The 16,048-nt window shown below is 72.1% G+C and carries 17 protein-coding genes; 8 read left to right on the top strand and 9 right to left on the bottom strand.

From position 1 onward, the window contains the following. Positions 1 to 69: 69 nt before the first annotated feature. The 4 genes from ACFOY6_RS07845 to ACFOY6_RS07830 all read right to left on the bottom strand — a co-directional run bounded on the left by ACFOY6_RS07845 (position 70) and on the right by ACFOY6_RS07830 (position 3,134). Positions 70 to 813 (bottom strand): DUF2076 domain-containing protein, encoded by a 744-nt coding sequence (locus tag ACFOY6_RS07845; protein WP_379632668.1) that lies wholly within the window; start codon positions 811 to 813, stop codon positions 70 to 72. A gap of 170 nt (positions 814 to 983) precedes the next feature. Beyond that, positions 984 to 1,415 (bottom strand): CoA-binding protein, encoded by a 432-nt coding sequence (locus ACFOY6_RS07840; RefSeq protein WP_379649994.1) that lies wholly within the window; start codon positions 1,413 to 1,415, stop codon positions 984 to 986. Positions 1,416 to 1,431: 16 nt separating this feature from the next. Further along, a complete protein-coding gene (locus tag ACFOY6_RS07835; RefSeq protein WP_379632672.1) occupies positions 1,432 to 1,914 on the bottom strand; it encodes a hypothetical protein in 483 nt (160 codons plus the stop codon). A 110-nt stretch (positions 1,915 to 2,024) separates the two neighbouring features. Next, positions 2,025 to 3,134 carry an S-(hydroxymethyl)glutathione dehydrogenase/class III alcohol dehydrogenase gene (locus tag ACFOY6_RS07830; RefSeq protein WP_379632674.1) on the bottom strand — a complete coding sequence of 370 codons (1,110 nt, stop codon included), beginning with the start codon at positions 3,132 to 3,134 and terminating at the stop codon, positions 2,025 to 2,027. An 84-nt stretch (positions 3,135 to 3,218) separates the two neighbouring features. Between ACFOY6_RS07830 and ACFOY6_RS07825 the strand changes: the two genes are divergently transcribed. Both ACFOY6_RS07825 and ACFOY6_RS07820 read left to right on the top strand, forming a co-directional pair. Further along, the gene (locus tag ACFOY6_RS07825) at positions 3,219 to 4,025 is read left to right on the top strand and encodes a S49 family peptidase (protein WP_379649992.1); all 807 of its coding nucleotides are present in this window, start codon (positions 3,219 to 3,221) and stop codon (positions 4,023 to 4,025) included. An 84-nt stretch (positions 4,026 to 4,109) separates the two neighbouring features. Beyond that, a complete protein-coding gene (locus ACFOY6_RS07820) occupies positions 4,110 to 4,634 on the top strand; it encodes a GNAT family N-acetyltransferase (RefSeq protein ID WP_379632678.1) in 525 nt (174 codons plus the stop codon). A 26-nt stretch (positions 4,635 to 4,660) separates the two neighbouring features. On the opposite strand, the gene ACFOY6_RS07815 is transcribed toward ACFOY6_RS07820, so the two are convergent. Then, a complete protein-coding gene (locus ACFOY6_RS07815; protein ID WP_379649990.1) occupies positions 4,661 to 5,488 on the bottom strand; it encodes a carbonic anhydrase in 828 nt (275 codons plus the stop codon). 230 nt (positions 5,489 to 5,718) lie between these two features. Here ACFOY6_RS07815 and ACFOY6_RS07810 point away from each other — a divergent pair, with 230 nt between their 5' ends. The 3 genes from ACFOY6_RS07810 to ACFOY6_RS07800 all read left to right on the top strand — a co-directional run bounded on the left by ACFOY6_RS07810 (position 5,719) and on the right by ACFOY6_RS07800 (position 9,935). Continuing rightward, positions 5,719 to 6,879, top strand: coding sequence for a DUF2252 family protein (locus ACFOY6_RS07810; RefSeq protein WP_379649988.1), 1,161 nt, complete (start codon positions 5,719 to 5,721; stop codon positions 6,877 to 6,879). 156 nt (positions 6,880 to 7,035) lie between these two features. Beyond that, positions 7,036 to 8,295 carry an aminopeptidase gene (locus ACFOY6_RS07805; RefSeq protein WP_379649986.1) on the top strand — a complete coding sequence of 420 codons (1,260 nt, stop codon included), beginning with the start codon at positions 7,036 to 7,038 and terminating at the stop codon, positions 8,293 to 8,295. 155 nt (positions 8,296 to 8,450) lie between these two features. Further along, positions 8,451 to 9,935 carry an argininosuccinate lyase gene (locus ACFOY6_RS07800; RefSeq protein ID WP_379649984.1) on the top strand — a complete coding sequence of 495 codons (1,485 nt, stop codon included), beginning with the start codon at positions 8,451 to 8,453 and terminating at the stop codon, positions 9,933 to 9,935. A gap of 120 nt (positions 9,936 to 10,055) precedes the next feature. Here ACFOY6_RS07800 and ACFOY6_RS07795 read toward each other — a convergent pair whose 3' ends face one another. After that, positions 10,056 to 10,652: a DsbA family protein gene (locus tag ACFOY6_RS07795; RefSeq protein ID WP_109516789.1), complete on the bottom strand. Its 597-nt coding sequence runs from the start codon at positions 10,650 to 10,652 to the stop codon at positions 10,056 to 10,058. Continuing rightward, positions 10,652 to 11,263 carry an NAD(P)-dependent oxidoreductase gene (locus ACFOY6_RS07790; protein WP_379649982.1) on the bottom strand — a complete coding sequence of 204 codons (612 nt, stop codon included), beginning with the start codon at positions 11,261 to 11,263 and terminating at the stop codon, positions 10,652 to 10,654. Before ACFOY6_RS07790 ends, ACFOY6_RS07795 begins: the two co-directional genes overlap by 1 nt. Before the next feature lie 108 nt (positions 11,264 to 11,371). Between ACFOY6_RS07790 and ACFOY6_RS07785 the strand changes: the two genes are divergently transcribed. Next, positions 11,372 to 11,845, top strand: a complete 474-nt coding sequence (locus tag ACFOY6_RS07785; RefSeq protein ID WP_379632687.1) for a winged helix-turn-helix transcriptional regulator — start codon at positions 11,372 to 11,374, stop codon at positions 11,843 to 11,845. On the opposite strand, the gene ACFOY6_RS07780 is transcribed toward ACFOY6_RS07785, so the two are convergent. Both ACFOY6_RS07780 and ACFOY6_RS07775 read right to left on the bottom strand, forming a co-directional pair. Beyond that, positions 11,734 to 12,393, bottom strand: a complete 660-nt coding sequence (locus ACFOY6_RS07780; protein ID WP_379649980.1) for an HAD hydrolase-like protein — start codon at positions 12,391 to 12,393, stop codon at positions 11,734 to 11,736. The two genes, ACFOY6_RS07785 and ACFOY6_RS07780, sit on opposite strands and share 112 nt — an antisense overlap. Beyond that, entirely contained in the window at positions 12,386 to 12,790 is a 405-nt protein-coding gene (locus tag ACFOY6_RS07775) for a ketosteroid isomerase-related protein (RefSeq protein WP_109516793.1), read from the bottom strand. Before ACFOY6_RS07775 ends, ACFOY6_RS07780 begins: the two co-directional genes overlap by 8 nt. A gap of 90 nt (positions 12,791 to 12,880) precedes the next feature. Between ACFOY6_RS07775 and ACFOY6_RS07770 the strand changes: the two genes are divergently transcribed. Together ACFOY6_RS07770 and glyS are read left to right on the top strand one after the other, a co-directional pair. Beyond that, the gene (locus ACFOY6_RS07770) at positions 12,881 to 13,783 is read left to right on the top strand and encodes a glycine--tRNA ligase subunit alpha (protein WP_379632691.1); all 903 of its coding nucleotides are present in this window, start codon (positions 12,881 to 12,883) and stop codon (positions 13,781 to 13,783) included. 87 nt (positions 13,784 to 13,870) lie between these two features. Beyond that, positions 13,871 to 16,042 carry a glycine--tRNA ligase subunit beta gene (gene glyS / locus ACFOY6_RS07765; protein WP_379649978.1) on the top strand — a complete coding sequence of 724 codons (2,172 nt, stop codon included), beginning with the start codon at positions 13,871 to 13,873 and terminating at the stop codon, positions 16,040 to 16,042. Positions 16,043 to 16,048: the final 6 nt, after the last annotated feature.

Here is a 16,048-nt window from a genome sequence, read left to right as displayed (position 1 = left end):
GAAAAAAGGCCGGGGGATCGCTCCCCCGGCCCCATCGTTCCTCCGAGGCCGCGCCGCGCGGGGCGCGGCTCAGATCTCGTCGTCGAACCCGCTATCCTCGGCGCCGGCATCGTCGGCATAGCCGCCCGTGTCGCCATAGGCGTCATTGCCGTAGCTGTCGCTGGCCGGCGCGGCATCCTGCGCGGCCGGGTCGGTCCAGGGGCTGGAGGTCGGCACGGCATCCTGCGCGAAGCTGCCGGCCGCGTCCGTCGCGGCGGTGGCCGCCTCGGCCGCGCCGCCGGAGAAGGCACCCATCAGCATGTTGCCCAGCACCATGCCGCCGGCGACGCCCGCCGCCGTGGTCAGCGCCGAGCCGAGGAAGCCGCCGCCGCGGCTCTGCTGCATGGCGCCCGGCGGCACGTATTGCGGCGGCTGCACCGGCTGCGGGCGGGGGCTCATCGGCACCGGGCGCGGCTGGCCGCCGCCGAACATGCCGCCGAACAGGCCGCCCCGGCCCTGCTGCTGCGACGCCTCGGCCTGGCGCTGGGTGTTCTCCAGCTGCCACTCCAGCTCCTGGATGCGGTTCTGCGCCTGTACCAGGGCGTGCTCCTGCACGAAGGCGGTCTGCGTGAGCCGGTAGCGCGCCTCGGGGTAGCGGGCGAACAAATCGGCGATCAGGCGGTCGGCCTCCGGGTCGACCGGTGGCAGGGGCGGGCGGGACTGGGTGGCCGGCACGCTGCTGCCGCCCCAGGGCGAGGGCGCCGGCTGCGGGGCGGAGACCCCGGCCATGCGCTCCACGAAGGCGGAAATGATGCGGCGTTCTTCTTCGGTCATGTCCGATCCCCGAGGCGGGGCCTTTCCAGACGGGTTGTCATCCGCACCCGGCACATATGCACAGGGCGCGAGGCAGGCATCTGGCCTGCCGGGGGCTGGCTTTCAAGCGGAATTAAAAACCGGACATGTTTTGTCACGAAACGCCGCGCCCGCGCTATGCCCGGAACCGCTCAGGCGGCGGTGGAGAGCCGCAGGCGCGCCCATTCGATCACCGGGCAGCGGTCCATCACCGCCACCAGCCCGGCAGCGCGCGCCCGTTCCGCCGCCGCCTGGTCGACGACGCCGAGCTGCATCCACACGCAGCGCGCGCCGAGGCGGATCGCCTCGTCCACCACCGCGCCGGCTTCCTCGCTGCGGCGGAAGATGTCCACCATCTCGAGCGGCCCCGCCGCCTCCAGCGAGGCGGCGACGGTGCTGCCGTGCAGCACCTGCCCGGCCAGGCCGGGGTTGACCGGCGTCACCTCGAAGCCGCGCCCCACCAGGAAGCGCGTTACCTCGTTGGAGGGGCGGGCCGGGTTTGCCGAGGCACCCACCACGGCGATGCGCCGCGTGTTCAGCAGCACCTCGCGGATCGTCTCGTCGCTCAGTCCGTCGATGGCCATGGCGGCCTCCTTTGCTTCAATCCGCGTCCTCGCGGTGCAGGATGCGCAGGCTGTCCTGCTCCAGCGTCAGCGTATAGTCCTGTCCGTCGCTGGCGCGGGCGCGCGCCACGCGCCACAGCCCGTCCTCCAGCGCGACGCGGCCGAAATCCGTGTAGCCGAGGTGGCGCAGCGCCGCGCCGATCTCCGCCCTCTCCTCCGCGCCCGCCGGCCGGTTTTCGGGATCGGTGGCGATGCTGCGCAGGGCGTCGGGCGTCAGGCGCAGATCGCGGCGCGTGCCGTCGCCGGCCACGGCGCCTTCCACCGTCCAGACGCCATCCTCCAGGCCGACCCTGCCCCAGTCCTGGTAGCCCTCGGCCCGCAGCGCCGCCTCCAGCCGGGCGCGCTCGGCTCCGGTGGGGTCGCGGGCCAGGGCAGGGGCCGCGCACGGCGCCAGGGTCAGGAGCGGTGCCAGGAACAGGGCCAGGAGCAGGGCCGGCGGGGCGGCGGGGCGGTGGGTCACGGGGCGCGGCTCCTCGGGCTCGGGACCAGTGCAACGCGCGGCCGCCCCGGCCGGTTGAGCCGCGCGGGGCAGGCACCCGCCCCGCGCGGCCCGCTTCACTAGACCCCGCCTCAGTAGATGACGACGCCGCGGATGCTCTCGCCCCGCGTCATCAGGTCGAACCCCTCGTTGATGCGCTCGAGCGGCATGGTGTGGGTGATCAGGTCGTCGATGTTGATCTTGCCGTCCATGTACCAGTCGACGATCTTCGGCACGTCCGTCCGCCCGCGCGCGCCGCCGAAGGCGGAGCCGATCCAGCGCCGGCCGGTGACGAGCTGGAAGGGCCGGGTGGAGATCTCCTGCCCCGCCGCCGCCACGCCGATGATGGTGGAGACGCCCCAGCCCTTGTGGCAGCATTCCAGCGCCTGGCGCATCAGCGTGGTGTTGCCGACGCACTCGAAGGAATAGTCGGCGCCGCCCTTCGTCAGCTCGACGAGGTGGCCGACCAGGTCGCCCTGCACCTCCTTCGGGTTGACGAAGTGGGTCATGCCGAACCGGCGGGCCATCGCCTCGCGCTCGGGGTTGATGTCCACGCCCACGATCATGTCGGCCCCCACCATCCGCGCGCCCTGGATGACGTTGAGCCCGATGCCGCCGAGGCCGAACACCACGACATTGGCGCCCGCCTCCACCTTGGCGGTGAACAGCACGGCGCCGAGCCCGGTGGTGACGCCGCAGCCGATGTAGCAGACCTTGTCGAACGGCGCGTCTTCCCGGATTTTCGCGAGCGCGATTTCCGGCACCACGGTGTGGTTGGCGAAGGTCGAGGTGCCCATGTAGTGGTGGATCGGCTTGCCGTTGCAGGAGAAGCGGCTGGTGCCGTCCGGCATCAGCCCGCGGCCCTGGGTCACGCGGATCTTCTGGCAGAGGTTGGTCTTCTGGCTGAGGCAGTAGTCGCACTCGCGGCATTCCGGCGTGTAGAGCGGAATGACGTGGTCGCCCTTGCGGAGCGACTTCACCCCGGGGCCCACATCGACGACGACGCCCGCCCCCTCATGGCCGAGGATGCTGGGGAAGATGCCCTCCGGGTCGGCGCCGGAGAGGGTGTACTTGTCGGTGTGGCAGAGGCCGGTGGCCTTCACCTCCACCAGCACCTCGCCCTCGCGCGGGCCTTCGAGGTCCACCTCCTCGATGGACAGCGGCTTGCCGGCTTCCCAGGCAATCGCGGCGCGGGTCTTCATGGGCGGCTTCTCCTCAGGCCGTGGGTGGGGCGCGCGTTCGTCGCACTTCTTGCCCCGGCGGAAAAGGTGGTCATCTCTTGGCCCATGCAAATCCCCTTTCTGAGCCGCCCCCCGCAGGTGGCGCTGGTCCGCCTCTCGGGCGTCATCGCCGCGCGGGGCGGCCTCGGCCCGGGCGGGCTGAGCCTCGAGGGCATCGCGCCCGTGCTGGAGCGCACCTTCGGGCTGAAGCGCCTCGCGGGCGTGGTGCTGGCCATCAACTCGCCCGGCGGCTCGCCGGTGCAGTCCAGCCTGATCGGCCAGCGCATCCGCGCCCTGGCCGAGAAGCACAAGGTGCCGGTCGTCGCCTGCGTCGAGGACGCGGCGGCCTCGGGCGGCTACTGGATCGCCTGCGCGGCGGACGAGATCGTGGCCGACCCGTCCTCGATCGTGGGCTCCATCGGTGTCATCTCGGCGGGCTTCGGGCTGGAAGGGCTGGCGGAGAAGCTCGGCGTCGAGCGGCGGCTGACCACGGCGGGGGGGCAGAAATCCTTCCTCGACCCGTTCCGCCCCGTCGAGCCCTGGCAGCAGGCGCGGCTGGAGGCGCTGCTCTCGGCGCTGCACGCCGAGTTCGCCGGTTGGGTAAAGGCCCGGCGCGGCGCCCGTCTGGCGGCGCCCGAGGACGAGCTGTTCACGGGCCGCTTCTGGACCGGGCGGGAGGCGCTGCCGCTCGGCCTGATCGACCGGCTGGGCGACGCCAGGGGCGAGATCCTGCGCCGCTTCGGCGAGAAGGCGCGGGTGGTGCCGCTCGGCCAGCGCCGGCCGCCGCTGCCGCTGCGCCTGCTGCGCGGCGCCACGGCCGAGGGGCTGGCCCTGGTGGAGGAGCGCGCGGCCTGGGCGCGGCTCGGGCTGTAGGCCCGGGACCTTCCCGGAACCCTCGCTGGACCGGGAGGCCGGGCCGCGCGTAACGACGCCCTCCACCCTGTCCCGGAGTCTCCCATGTCCGGTTCCGCGATCCCGACCCTGACGACGCCCCGCCTGATCCTGCGCCCGCCGGTGGCAGCGGATTTTCCGGCCTATGCGCGGCTGATGGCCTCGCCGCGCGCGGCCGGCATGGGCGGCCCCTTCGGCCCCCGGGCAGCCTGGGGCCTGTTCTGCCACGACGTGGCGCAGTGGGCGCTGTTCGGGCACGGGGCGCTGATGCTGGCGCTGCCCGGCTCGGGCGAATGCGTCGGGCAGGTGGGCATCAACCATGGCCCGCTCTTTCCGGAGAAGGAGCTGGGCTGGCTGCTCTATGAGGGGCAGGAAGGCCGGGGCTACGCCACCGAGGCGGCCCGCGCGATGCGCGACTGGGCCTTCGGCACGCTCGGCCTTGCCACCCTCGTCAGCTATGTCGGCCCCGGGAACCGCCGCTCCGCCGCGGTGGCGGAGCGGCTGGGGGCCGCGCTGGACCCGCTGGCGCGGCGGCCGGAAGCGGGCGACCTCGTGTACCGCCATTCCGCCCCGCTCCGGATGCCGGGCTGAGGCCGACTGGGGATGGCCGGGGGCGCTCAGAGATCCTCGAACCAGCTGACATCGCCATCATCCAGATCGTAGCGCGCGGCGACGATCTTCAGCCGGCCCGAATGCGAGGCCGCCTGCAGCACCGGGCTCTGCGTCTTCAGCCGGGCGGCGACGCGGCGGGCATTGGCCTCCACCGCCGCGTCCAGCCCCACCGTGCCGTCCGCCGCGCGCGCGGCGAGGATGGCCGGGATGATCGGCTGCACCATCTCGCCGATCACGCCGGGGAAGGTGGCGTTGCGCGCCACCACCTCCAGCGCGGCGGCGACGGCGCCGCAGCTTTCATGCCCCAGCACGACGACCAGCGGGCAGCCCAGCACCCCCACGCCATACTCGATGCTGCCCAGCGCCGCCGTGTCCACCGTGTTGCCGGCGTTGCGGACGATGAACAGCTCGCCCAGGCCACGGCCGAACAGAAGCTCCGGCGACACGCGGCTGTCGGAGCAGCCCACCAGCACGCAGAAGGGCGCCTGCCCCACCGCCAGCTTCACCCGGTCCTCGCGGCCCTGGGCGGAACGGTAGGGGGCGTCGGTGCGGAACTGGTCGTTGCCCTGCTTCATCAGCTCGAGCGCCTGCTGGGCGGTCAGGCTCGTCTGCGGCATGGCGCCGGCGGCGCGGGGCCGGCCCGGCAGGGCGCCGGCGACCAGCCCGGCGGTGGCGGCCAGCAGGCCGCGCGGCGCCAGCCCACCCGCCGCCCGCGGCGGGAACGGGCCTGAGGGGAACGGGCTTGGCGGGAACGGGCTTGGCGGGGAGGAAGCGGCGGGAAGGCCGGGGTGGCAGGTGCATCCGGGCCGGTTGCGGGGGGTGTGGGGCGGCATGGCGCTGGCTCCGTAGGGGAGGGGGTAGGGGGCGGCCGGCGCTTGCACCTCCTGCCCGCCCGGTGGCCCCCATGAAGGACCACGCGGCGAGCAGCCGGTTCCCGTCGGCGCGCCGGCTTTTTCGCTTGCCGGAGGCGGCGGCCGGCCCGACCCTCGGCCCGGCGCCCCCTGCCCTCTGATTCCTGCCCCCTGACCCCCGCCCCTTGGCCTTGCCCTTGTGAGGAGCCTGCATGGACATCCTGGCCTCGAACGCCGCCTACGAAGCCTTTCTGCGCCACGAGCTGGGGCATGAGCTGGTGGAGGAGGGACTGGCCGAGAAGCGGCGCGAGATGGCGGGGGATGCCTTCGGCTTCCTGCGCGCCACCTATTTCCGCTGGGCCGAGACGGCGCTGGCGCTGTTCCCGGAACTGGCCGATGCCCCCACCGTGCTGGCGGTGGGCGACATCCACCTGGAGAATTTCGGCACCTGGCGGGATGCCGAGGGCCGCCTCGTCTGGGGCGTGAACGACTATGACGAGGCGGCCGAGATGCCCTATGCGCTCGACCTGGTGCGGCTGGCCACCAGCGGACTGCTGGCCAGCCCGGAGCCGGACTGGCGCGAGGCGGAGCCGATCGCCGCGCATCTGCTGGCCGGCTACCTCAAGGGAGTCCGCAAGCCCGGCCCCACCCTGCTGGACCGCGACCACCGCTGGCTGCGCCGCACCGTGATGGTACCCGACGAGCACCGCGACGCCTTCTGGGAGAAGCTGAAGCGCAAGCGCCGCCGCTTCGAGAAGCGCGACGGGGCGGAGCGCCCTGTTTTCTTCCCGCGCTACGAGGCCGCGCTGCGCGCCGCCCTGCCGCAGGGCGCCACTGAGCCGCGCTTCTGGTACCGCAGCGCCGGGCTCGGCAGCCTCGGCCGGCCGCGCTGGGTGGCGCAGGCACGGTGGCGCGGCGACTGGGTGCTGCGCGAGGCCAAGGCGGTGCTGCCCTCCGCCTGGGTGCGGCTGCACGGCCGGCATGGCCGCGCCGTGCGCTGCCTGGAGATCGCCACCGGCCGCCACCGGGCGCCAGACCCGTGGTACCGCGTGACGGATGGCGTGGCCGTGCGGCGCCTTTCCCCGAACAACCGCAAGATCGAGACCGACCGCCCCATCTCGCCCGACTGGGACCACGGGCCGGACGAGACGCTGGGCCGCGAGGTGCTGCTGGGCGAGAAGATGCTGAAGGCGATGGGGCGGGAGATGGCGGCCATCCATCTCGGCACCGGCGACCACGCGGCGGCGATCCGCGCCGACCTGGCGCAGCGCCCCGAGGGCTGGCTGCGCGAGGCCGCGCTGCGCGCCGCCCAGGCCATGACGGCCGAGCACCGGCAGTTCGCCAGCCACATGGAGGCGCAGGCGGAGAGCTGAGCCGCGCCCCTTGACAGCCGGCCCCGCCGGGGCCGCATTGGCGGGAGCCGCGCCCCTCCCAGCGGGGCGGCGCATCGCCGATCCGGTTTTCCCCGGGCCGCGCGCCGGGCCAGCCCTTCTGCCCCGCGCGCGCCCCAACCGCCGAGGACCCGCCGCATGGACCAGCCTGTGCCAACCACCGCCTCCCTGGCCGAGGACCCGCGCCTGGACCGTCTGGCGGAGCTCGCCGTGCATGTCGGCCTCGGCGGCATGAAGCCGGGGCAGGAGCTGGTGATGACCGCCTCCATCGAATCCCTGCCCCTGGTGCGCCGCATCGTGGCCGAGGCCTACAAGGCCGGCGCTTCCCTCGTCACGCCGCTGCTCTCGGATGACGAGACGGCGCTCGCCCGCTACCGCCACGCCGCGCCCGAGAGCTTCGACGTGGCGGCGGGCTGGATGTACGAGGGCATGGCCGCCGCCTTCCGCGGCGGCGCCGCGCGCCTGGCCGTGGTGGGGGATGACCCCAACCTGCTGGCGGGCCAGGACCCCGAGAAGATATCCCGCGCCAACCGCGCCCGTTCCAAGGCCTACCGGCCGGCGCTGGAGCTGATCACGGCGTCCGCCATCAACTGGACGCTGGTGCCCTTCGCCTCCGCCGCCTGGGCGCGCACCGTCTTCCCCGAACTGCCGGAAGCGCAGGCGGTAGCGAAGCTGTGGGACGCGATCTTCGCCGCCACCCGCGCCGACACGCCGGACCCGCGCGCCAACTGGGCGGCGCACAACGCCGCGCTGATGACGCGCCGGAAGATGCTGAACGAGCGCCGCTTCCGCGCGCTGCGCTTCCAGGGGCCGGGCACCGACCTCACCGTGGGCCTGGCCGACGAGCATTCCTGGATGGGCGGCTCCTCCAAGGCGCTGAACGGCATCACCGGCAACCCCAACATCCCGACGGAGGAGGTGTTCACCACCCCCCACGCGGCGATGACCGAGGGCACCGTCGCCGCCACCAAGCCGCTCGCCCATGCCGGCACGCTGATCCGCGACATCCGCGTGCGCTTCGAGGGCGGGCGGATCGTCGAGGCGCAGGCCAGCAGCGGGCAGGACGTGCTGCAGAAGATGATCGGCACCGACGAGGGCGCGCGGCGGCTGGGCGAGGTGGCGCTGGTGCCGCATTCCTCGCCCATCTCGCAGACCGGGCTGCTGTTCTTCAACACGCTGTTCGACGAGAACGCGGCCAGCCACATCGCCCTCGGCCAGGCCTACAAGAAGTGCTTCACCGACGCCGAAGGCATGAGCGACGAGACCTTCGCGGCGCGCGGCGGCAATTCCAGCCTGATCCATGTGGACTGGATGATCGGCTCGGCCGAGGTGGATGTGGATGGCATCGGCTTCGATGGCGCCGCCACGCCGGTGATGCGCAAGGGTGAGTGGGTGTAAGGGAAATCTTCTTTTTCTGAAGAAAAAGAAGCAAAAAGACTTTGTCAGTCTGGCGTCCCGCCTCTCCCCGGAGTGCGCCAACCGACAAAAGTTTTTTGGTTCTTTTTTCCAAAAAAGAACAACTTCCCTGACATGCAAAAATCGGGAGAAACACCATGAAGGTATGGCTCGGGGCCGTGCTGGCCTGCGCCATCGCGCTGCCGGCGGCGGCGCAGACGCGGCGCGACGAATTCTACTGGCTGGGCGAGATCAACAAGGCCAGCGCCGTCATCAACAGCCAGGAAGGGCTGCTCGACCCGGCGGCCGCGCCGCGCATTGCCGCCGGGCTGCGGACGGTGCTGCAGGCGGGGGAGCAGCCGGGCGGCAAGCGGCCCACGACCGTCATCACCTTCGAGCCGCTGCTGATCGAGGCCGCCGGCGTCGAGGCCACGCTGCTGCATGCGGGGCGCTCCAGCCAGGACATGCTCTCCACCGTGCGCGCCGCCATCCTGCGCGACGAGCTGCTGAAGCTCGCCACCCAGCTCCACAAGACCACCGCCGCCATGCTGCGCCTGGCCGAGCGCAACACCGGCACCATCGTGCCCAACTACACCAATGGCGTCGCCGCCCAGCCTAACAGCTACGCGCACATGCTGCTCGGCCACATCGCCGGGCTGGAGCGGGACGCGGAGCGGCTGCGCCAGGCCTATGCGCGGCTGGACCGCTCGCCCATGGGCACCACGGTGCTGAACGGCACGAGCTGGCCGCTGAACCGCGAGCGCATGGCGCGCTATCTCGGCTTCCCCGCGCTGGTGGACAATGCCTACGACGCCGCGCAGATCACCGCCGCCGAGATGCCGGTGGAGATCGGCGCCGTGGCCGGCAGCATCGCCATCCATGCCGGCGCCTTCGTCGAGGACGTGATGACGCAGTATGCGCAGCCACGCCCCTGGATCCTGCTGCGCGAAGGGGATGGCAATACCTATGTCTCCAGCGCCATGCCGCAGAAGCGCAACCCCGGCCTGCTGAACGACACCCGCGCCGAGGCCTCGCGCGCCGTCTCGCTCGGCATCGGGCGGCTCATCCAGGCGCACAACATCCCGCCCGGCATGAGCGACCCGAAGGCCGTGCGCGACAACACCGCCGTCGTCGCCGCCGCGCTGCGCACGCTGGCGAGCTGGGAGCGGGTGCTGAACGCCGTGGTCATCAGCCCCGAGCGCGCGCTGGAGGAGCTGAACAGCGACTGGACCGCCTCGCAGGAGGTGGCGGACGTGCTGATGCGGAAATACCGGCTGCCCTTCCGCGTCGGCCACCACTTTGCCTCCGAGGTGGTGGACCATGCCAAGGCGCATGACATCCGCCCCAGCGACTTCCCCTATGCCGAGGCGCAGCGCATCTACGCGCACACGCTTCAGGAGATGAAGGTGGAGGGCGGTGCCCTGCCGATGAGCGAGGCGGAGTTCCGCGCCGCGCTGGACCCGGTGGCGATCATCCGCGACCGCGCCACCTCCGGCGGCCCGCAGCCGGCCGAGCTGACGCGGATGCTGGAGGCGGCGAAATCCTCCCTCGCGGCGCAGGAGGGCTGGATCGTCGAGCGGCGCGGCGCGATCGACGCGGCGCTGTCCGCTCTGGACAAGGACTTCGCGGCGTTGATGAAGTGACCTTCTTTTTCTGAAGAAAAAGAAGCAAAAAGACTTTGTCAGTTTGGCGTCCCGCTTTGTGTTGGCGCACCCCAAACTGACAAAAGTTTTTTGGTTCTTTTTTCCAAAAAAGAACGTCTCCTACAGCCTTGCCACGAATGCCGCCGGATCCTCGTAGCAATCCATGTGCGGCACGATCTCGATGTTGCCGTCCCGCTCCGCCAGGAAGGTGGGGAAGCTGGTGGCGCCCACGCGCTGCATCAGCCGGCGGGTGGTGTTGATGTGCGCCTCCACCGGCGCGGCGGCGAGGCTGGCGCGGAACTCCGCCTCATCGAGCCCCAGCTCCATGGCGAGGGCGGCGAGCACGCCATCCTCCACCACCCGCAGCCCTTCCACATAGTGCGCGCGCTGGATGGCGCGCAGCATGGCCGGCGCCAGCGGCTCCGGCACCGCCAGCAGGGCGGCGATGGTGGGGCGGGAGTGGAACACCGTCTCCGGGTCCGCCAGCAGCGCCCGGTAGCCCGGCCCGAAGACTTGGCCGGTCAGGGCGCCGATGCGCGCATCGGCTTCCAGGATGTGCTGGCGCTGCCCCTCCCGCAGCCGGGCGGCGGGGTGCCAGAGGCCCCCGCCATGCATGCGCAGCCGGATCTCGGGCCGCGCGCGGGCGGCCTCCAGCAGGGCGGTGGCCGCGTAGCACCACCCGCAGAGCGGGTCGTGGATGTAGTGCAGGATGGTCATCAATATCCCACGGTGAAGCGTCGGCGCCGGTGGGCCGGGTGCTCGATTTCGTCGGCGAGGGCCACGGCGTAGTCCTCAAAGGAAATGGTGCTGCTGCCGCTTGCGTCCAGCAGCAGCCGGTCGGCGCCGAGCCGGAACCTGCCTGTGCGCTCGCCGGGGACGAACATCGCGGAGGGGGAGAGGAAGGTCCAGTCGAGCAGCGCCTCCTGCTTCAGCCGCTCCAGGAAGGCGCCGCCCCGGCGGGCCTCCTCCCGGTAGATGGCCGGAAAATCGGGCGTGTCGAACAGCTTGAGGCCGGGGGCCACCTCCAGGCTGCCGGCGCCGCCCACCACCAGGTAGCGCGCCACGCCGGCCTGCTTCACCGCGCCGATCAGCGCCTCGGGGTCGCTGGCGGTGAAGTGGACGCTGCTGATCGCCACATCGTGTCCGGCGAGCCGGGCGGCGAGGGCCGGGATGTCGTGCAGGTCGGCGGCGCGCGGGGTGACGCCGGGCAGCGCCGCGATCCTGCCGGCGTCGCGGGCGATGGCGGTGACGGCGTGGCCACGCCGGGCCAACTCGGCCAGGATGCGGGAGCCGGCCTGGCCGGAGGCGCCGATGAGGGCGATACGCAAGGTCGAGGTTCCTTCGGGAATGTGGTATCCGTTGGAAACCAGATAGGCTGAGGACACGCCGGGGCGGAAGAAGGCACTTTCCGCCCATCTGGTGACCGTGAGGTAACCATGGCCGATGACGACACCGCCGGGCCCTGCCCGGGCGACCTGTTCAACCCCGACTGCCCGACCCGGCTGGTGCTGGACCGAATCGCCGACAAATGGACGGTGATGCTGCTGGTGCTGCTCTCCCGCGGCCCCTGGCGCTTCGGCGCGCTGCGCCGGGCCACCGGCATCTCGCAGAAGGTGCTGGCCCAGGCGCTGCGCCGGCTGGAGCGGGACGGGCTGGTGAGCCGGCGGGTCTTCGCCACCATGCCGGTGACGGTGGAATACGCCATCACCCCGCTCGGCACCGACCTCGCCCGTGCGCTGGAGACGCTGCGCCACTGGGCGGAGGCGCATATCGGCGAGGTGCTGGCCGCCCAGCGCCGCTACGATTCAGCCGAGGAAGCGGCGCTGCCCGCACAGAACGGGGCGATCTCCGCCACCGAGCGGAACAGCGCCAGCGGTGCGGTGGCGGCCAGGGCCTCGGGCCGGGCATAGCCCCAGGAGACGGCGGCGAAGCCCATGCCGACGGCACGGGCCGCCTCGGCGTCCCGCAACTCGTCGCCGATATAGAGGGCCTGGGCGGGGGCGAGCCCCGCCTGCCGCAGCAGGCCGCGCAGCCGGGGCGGCTTGCCGAAGAGCGAGGCGCCGCAGGCATAGGCGCCGATCCGCCCCGCCTCCGGCCCCAGCGTCATGCGGATGGAAGCCTCCGAATCGGAGCTGGCGATGGCCACGGGCAGGCCGGCCAGCCGCAGCGCCGCCAGCATCTCCGGCACGCCCGGGAACAGGGGAATCTCGCCCGCCGCCGCCCGCTTGCGCGCGCGCAGATGCGCCACGATGGCCGGCAGGCGCCAGGCCGGCACTGCCAGCCGGCGCAGGATCTCCCGCGAGTCGCAGCCGCGCAGCGTCTCCAGTTCCGACGCCGCCGGGCTGTGGAAGCCGAAGCGGGCGGCGGTCTCCGGCAGGGCGGCGCGGAACCAGGGGAAGCTGTCGGCCAGCGTGCCGTCGAAGTCGAAGACCGCCAGCCGCCAGCGGGCCTCAGCCACCGACCTGGGCGATCCAGTCTGCCAGGTTGTAGGTGTTCGACACGCGGGCGATCTTCTCCCCCCGCACCTCGAAGAAGGCGCCGGCGGGCAGCACATAGGTCTGGCCGCGCGCCTCCGGCAGGCCGGCATCGGTGGCGAGATAGGTACCGTGCACGGTGAACTCGGCCGCCGCGCGGGCGCCGCTCTCGCCCACCATCACCACGATGTCCTTCAACTCCTCGCGGTAATGCGCGTTCATCCGGGCCATGAAGGCGCGGAAGGCGGGGATGCCGGTCTCCCGCGCGCCCTGGTTGATGTCATGCGCCACATCCTCGGCGAGCAGGGCCAGCATGCCCTCCACGTCCCCCGCGTTGAAGGCGGCGTAGTAGCTGCGGATCAGGGTCTCGGTGGCGGCCATGATGGTGTGCCCTTCCTTGCCGGGGGGGTGTGGCGGGTCTTATGGTGCGCCGCGCAACACGGCCGCAAGCCCCAGGCACGCCCAGAACAGATGACCGAGACGCAGCAGATCACACACGCCCCCGCGCCGCCTCCCGCCGGGAAGCCGCTCAGCTTCCAGGACATCATCCTGACGCTGCACCGCTTCTGGAGCGCGCAGGGCTGCGTGATCCTGCAGCCCTACGACATGGAAATGGGCGCCGGCACCTTCCACCCGGCCACCACGCTGCGCGCGCTGGGGCCGAAGGACTGGAAGGCGGCCTATGTGCAGCCCTCCCGCCGCCCCTCGGATGGCCGCTACGGCGAGAACCCGAACCGGCTGCAGCACTACTACCAGTACCAGGTCATCCTGAAGCCGAGCCCGGCCGACCCGCAGGCGCTGCTCATCGAGAGCTACAAGGCGCTCGGCATCGACCCCGCCCTGCACGACATCCGCTTCGTCGAGGACGATTGGGAGAGCCCGACGCTGGGCGCCTGGGGCCTCGGCTGGGAGGTGTGGTGCGACGGGATGGAGGTGACGCAGTTCACCTATTTCCAGCAGGTGGGCGGCATCCCGGTGGAGAAGCCCTGCGCCGAGCTGACCTACGGGCTGGAGCGGCTGGCCATGTACATCCAGGGCGTCGAGAATGTGTACGACCTGGATTTCAACGGCCAGGGCGTCACCTATGGCGATGTGTTCCTGCGCGCCGAGAAGGAATTCTCCGCCTACAATTTCGAGCACGCCGACACCGCCCTGCTGTTCCAGCACTTCCGGGACGCCGAGGCGGAGTGCGCCGCGCTGGTGGAGAAGGGGCTGGCCCTGCCGGCCTATGACCAGTGCATCAAGGCCAGCCACGCCTTCAACCTGCTCGATGCCCGCGGCGCCATCAGCGTGACGGAGCGGGCGGCCTATATCGGCCGGGTCCGGGCGCTGGCGAAGCGCTGCTGCGAGACCTGGATGGCCCCCGGCGGCTGAGCCGCCCATCCGCCCCGCCGAACTGCCATGCTGGCGCCCGAATTCCGCGCCAGCCTTCCTTCCGGCCCTTTCCCCGCAAGGCCCACGATGCCCGAACTCCTGCTCGAACTCTTCTCCGAGGAAATCCCCGCCCGCATGCAGGCGCGCGCGGCCGAGGACCTGGCGCGCCTGCTGGGCGAGGCGCTGAAGGGCGCGGGCCTGCCGGCGGAGGGGCTGCGCACGCTGTACGGCCCCCGCCGCCTGGCGCTGGTGGCCGAGCTGCCCGCCGGCACCAAGGCCGTGGAGGAGGAGCGCCGCGGCCCGCGCGCCGACGCCACCGGCCCGGCGCTGGAAGGCTTCCTGCGCTCCACCGGCCTGACGCGGGAGCAGCTGGAGGCGCGCGAGGGCAAGGGCGGCACTTATCTGTACGCTGTCATCCGCCGGCCCGGGCGGCCGACGCCGGAGGTGCTGGCGGAGATCATTCCTGGTCTCCTGCGCCGCTTCCCCTGGCCGAAGTCGATGCGCTGGGGTGGCACCAGCACCTTCGTCTGGGTGCGGCCGCTGAAGCGTATCCTCTGTCTGTTCGATGGCGCGGTGGTGCCCTTCACCCTTGTGCAGGGGGAGGATGACGGGCACGGGCTGGCCAGCGCCGACCGCACCGAGGGGCACCGGATTCTCTCGCCGGGTGACTTTTCGGTTAGAAATTTCTCGGATTATGCGACGCAACTCGCCGCACGGCACGTTGTTATCGACCCCGTTGAGCGCGCCAGGCTTGTGCGTGACGGTATCGCGGCGCTGGCCGCGCGGGAGGGGGTCGAGGTGGTGCCGGATGAGGGGCTGGTGGCGGAGGTGGCGGGGCTGGTCGAATGGCCCGTGCCCCTGCTCGGCCGCATCGACGACGCCTTCATGGACCTCCCCCCCGAGCTGATGCGCACCACCATGCGGGTCAACCAGCGCTACTTCGCGCTGCGCCGGCCGGAAGGCGGGGCGGCGCCCTGCTTCGCGGTGGTGTCCAACATCGCCGCCCATGATGGCGGCAAGGCCGTGGTCGGCGGCAATGAGCGCGTGCTGCGCGCCCGCCTGTCGGACGCCCGCTTCTTCTGGGACCTCGACCGCAGGCAGGCGCTGGAAGCCTTCCTGCCGAAGCTGGAGAGCGTGGTGTTCCACGCGAAGCTTGGCACCCAGGGGCAGCGCGTGGCGCGGCTGGCACGGCTGGCCGAGTGGCTGGCGCCGCGCGTCGGCGCCGAGCCGGCGCTGGCCGCCCGTGCCGCGAAGCTGGCCAAGGCCGACCTCGCCACCGGCCTCGTGGGCGAGTTCCCCGAATTGCAGGGCATCATCGGCCGCTACTACGCGCTGAAGGATGGCGAGGATGCGCGGGTGGCCGAGGCCATCGCCGCGCATTACCGCCCCATGGGCCCGGGCGACTCGGTGCCCGACGAGCCGGTGGCGATCGCCGTGGCGCTGGCCGACAAGCTGGACCAGCTCGCCGGCTTCTTCGCCGCCGATGAACGCCCCACCGGCTCGGGCGACCCCTATGCGCTGCGCCGCGCGGCGCTTGGCGTCATCCGCATCCTGCGCGAGAACGGGCTGCGGCTGGACCTGGCGGACGCGCTGGCCGAGGCCTTCTTCGGCTACCCGCAGGCCGTGGGCGCCACGGCCGAGCCTGAATTCGGCATGGCGGTGGCGCAGGAGGCGATGAAGGCCGGCTTCCAGCCCGGCCCGAAATCCGCCCACCCGCCGATGGTGGCCGCCTTCGCCGCCGGGCTGCTGGACTTCCTGGCCGACCGGCTGCGCGTGCAGCTGCGCGCCGAGGGCGAGCGGCACGACGTGCTGGCGGCCACGCTGGGAGCGGGTGGCGGCGCCGATCTCGTCCGGGTGCTGGCCCGCGCCGCGGCGCTGCGCGCCTTCCTGGAAGGGGAGGATGGCGCCAATCTGCTGGCCGCCTACCGGCGCGCCGCCAACATCCTCCGCATCGAGGACAAGAAGGACGGGCCGCACCGTCCCGAGACCGACCCCGCCCGCTTCACCGCGGCGGAGGAGGCGGCGCTCTCCGCCGCGCTGGACGGCGCGCTGCCGGAAGCGCAGGCGGCGCTCGCCGCCGAGAACGACATGGCCGCCATGGAAGCCCTGGCGCGCCTGCGCGCGCCGGTGGACGCCTTCTTCGAGAAGGTGGTGGTGAACGATGCGGATGCGCAACTCCGGCGCAACCGTCTAGGTTTGTTGGCCCGACTCCGGGCCGCGATCGACCAGGTGGCCGATTTCTCCAAGATCGAAGGCTGAGGAAGA

The organism is Teichococcus aestuarii (assembly GCF_042651065.1).
In the GTDB taxonomy this organism is placed as follows: Bacteria; Pseudomonadota; Alphaproteobacteria; order Acetobacterales; family Acetobacteraceae; genus Pseudoroseomonas; species Pseudoroseomonas aestuarii.
Note: the sequence above shows the minus strand (reverse complement) of the source record. Positions and strands in the feature narration are given on the sequence as shown.

Excerpts from the sequence above, each read along its gene's own strand:
- ACFOY6_RS07845 (WP_379632668.1), bottom strand. The coding sequence starts at position 813 with ATGACCGAAGAAGAACGCCGCATCATTTCCGCCTTCGTGGAGCGCATG.
- ACFOY6_RS07840 (WP_379649994.1), bottom strand. The coding sequence starts at position 1,415 with ATGGCCATCGACGGACTGAGCGACGAGACGATCCGCGAGGTGCTGCTG.
- ACFOY6_RS07830 (WP_379632674.1), bottom strand. The coding sequence starts at position 3,134 with ATGAAGACCCGCGCCGCGATTGCCTGGGAAGCCGGCAAGCCGCTGTCC.
- ACFOY6_RS07825 (WP_379649992.1), top strand. The coding sequence starts at position 3,219 with ATGCAAATCCCCTTTCTGAGCCGCCCCCCGCAGGTGGCGCTGGTCCGC.
- ACFOY6_RS07820 (WP_379632678.1), top strand. The coding sequence starts at position 4,110 with ATGTCCGGTTCCGCGATCCCGACCCTGACGACGCCCCGCCTGATCCTG.
- ACFOY6_RS07815 (WP_379649990.1), bottom strand. The coding sequence starts at position 5,488 with ATGCCGCCCCACACCCCCCGCAACCGGCCCGGATGCACCTGCCACCCC.
- ACFOY6_RS07810 (WP_379649988.1), top strand. The coding sequence starts at position 5,719 with ATGGACATCCTGGCCTCGAACGCCGCCTACGAAGCCTTTCTGCGCCAC.
- ACFOY6_RS07805 (WP_379649986.1), top strand. The coding sequence starts at position 7,036 with ATGGACCAGCCTGTGCCAACCACCGCCTCCCTGGCCGAGGACCCGCGC.
- ACFOY6_RS07800 (WP_379649984.1), top strand. The coding sequence starts at position 8,451 with ATGAAGGTATGGCTCGGGGCCGTGCTGGCCTGCGCCATCGCGCTGCCG.
- ACFOY6_RS07795 (WP_109516789.1), bottom strand. The coding sequence starts at position 10,652 with ATGACCATCCTGCACTACATCCACGACCCGCTCTGCGGGTGGTGCTAC.
- ACFOY6_RS07785 (WP_379632687.1), top strand. The coding sequence starts at position 11,372 with ATGGCCGATGACGACACCGCCGGGCCCTGCCCGGGCGACCTGTTCAAC.
- ACFOY6_RS07775 (WP_109516793.1), bottom strand. The coding sequence starts at position 12,790 with ATGGCCGCCACCGAGACCCTGATCCGCAGCTACTACGCCGCCTTCAAC.
- ACFOY6_RS07770 (WP_379632691.1), top strand. The coding sequence starts at position 12,881 with ATGACCGAGACGCAGCAGATCACACACGCCCCCGCGCCGCCTCCCGCC.
- glyS (WP_379649978.1), top strand. The coding sequence starts at position 13,871 with ATGCCCGAACTCCTGCTCGAACTCTTCTCCGAGGAAATCCCCGCCCGC.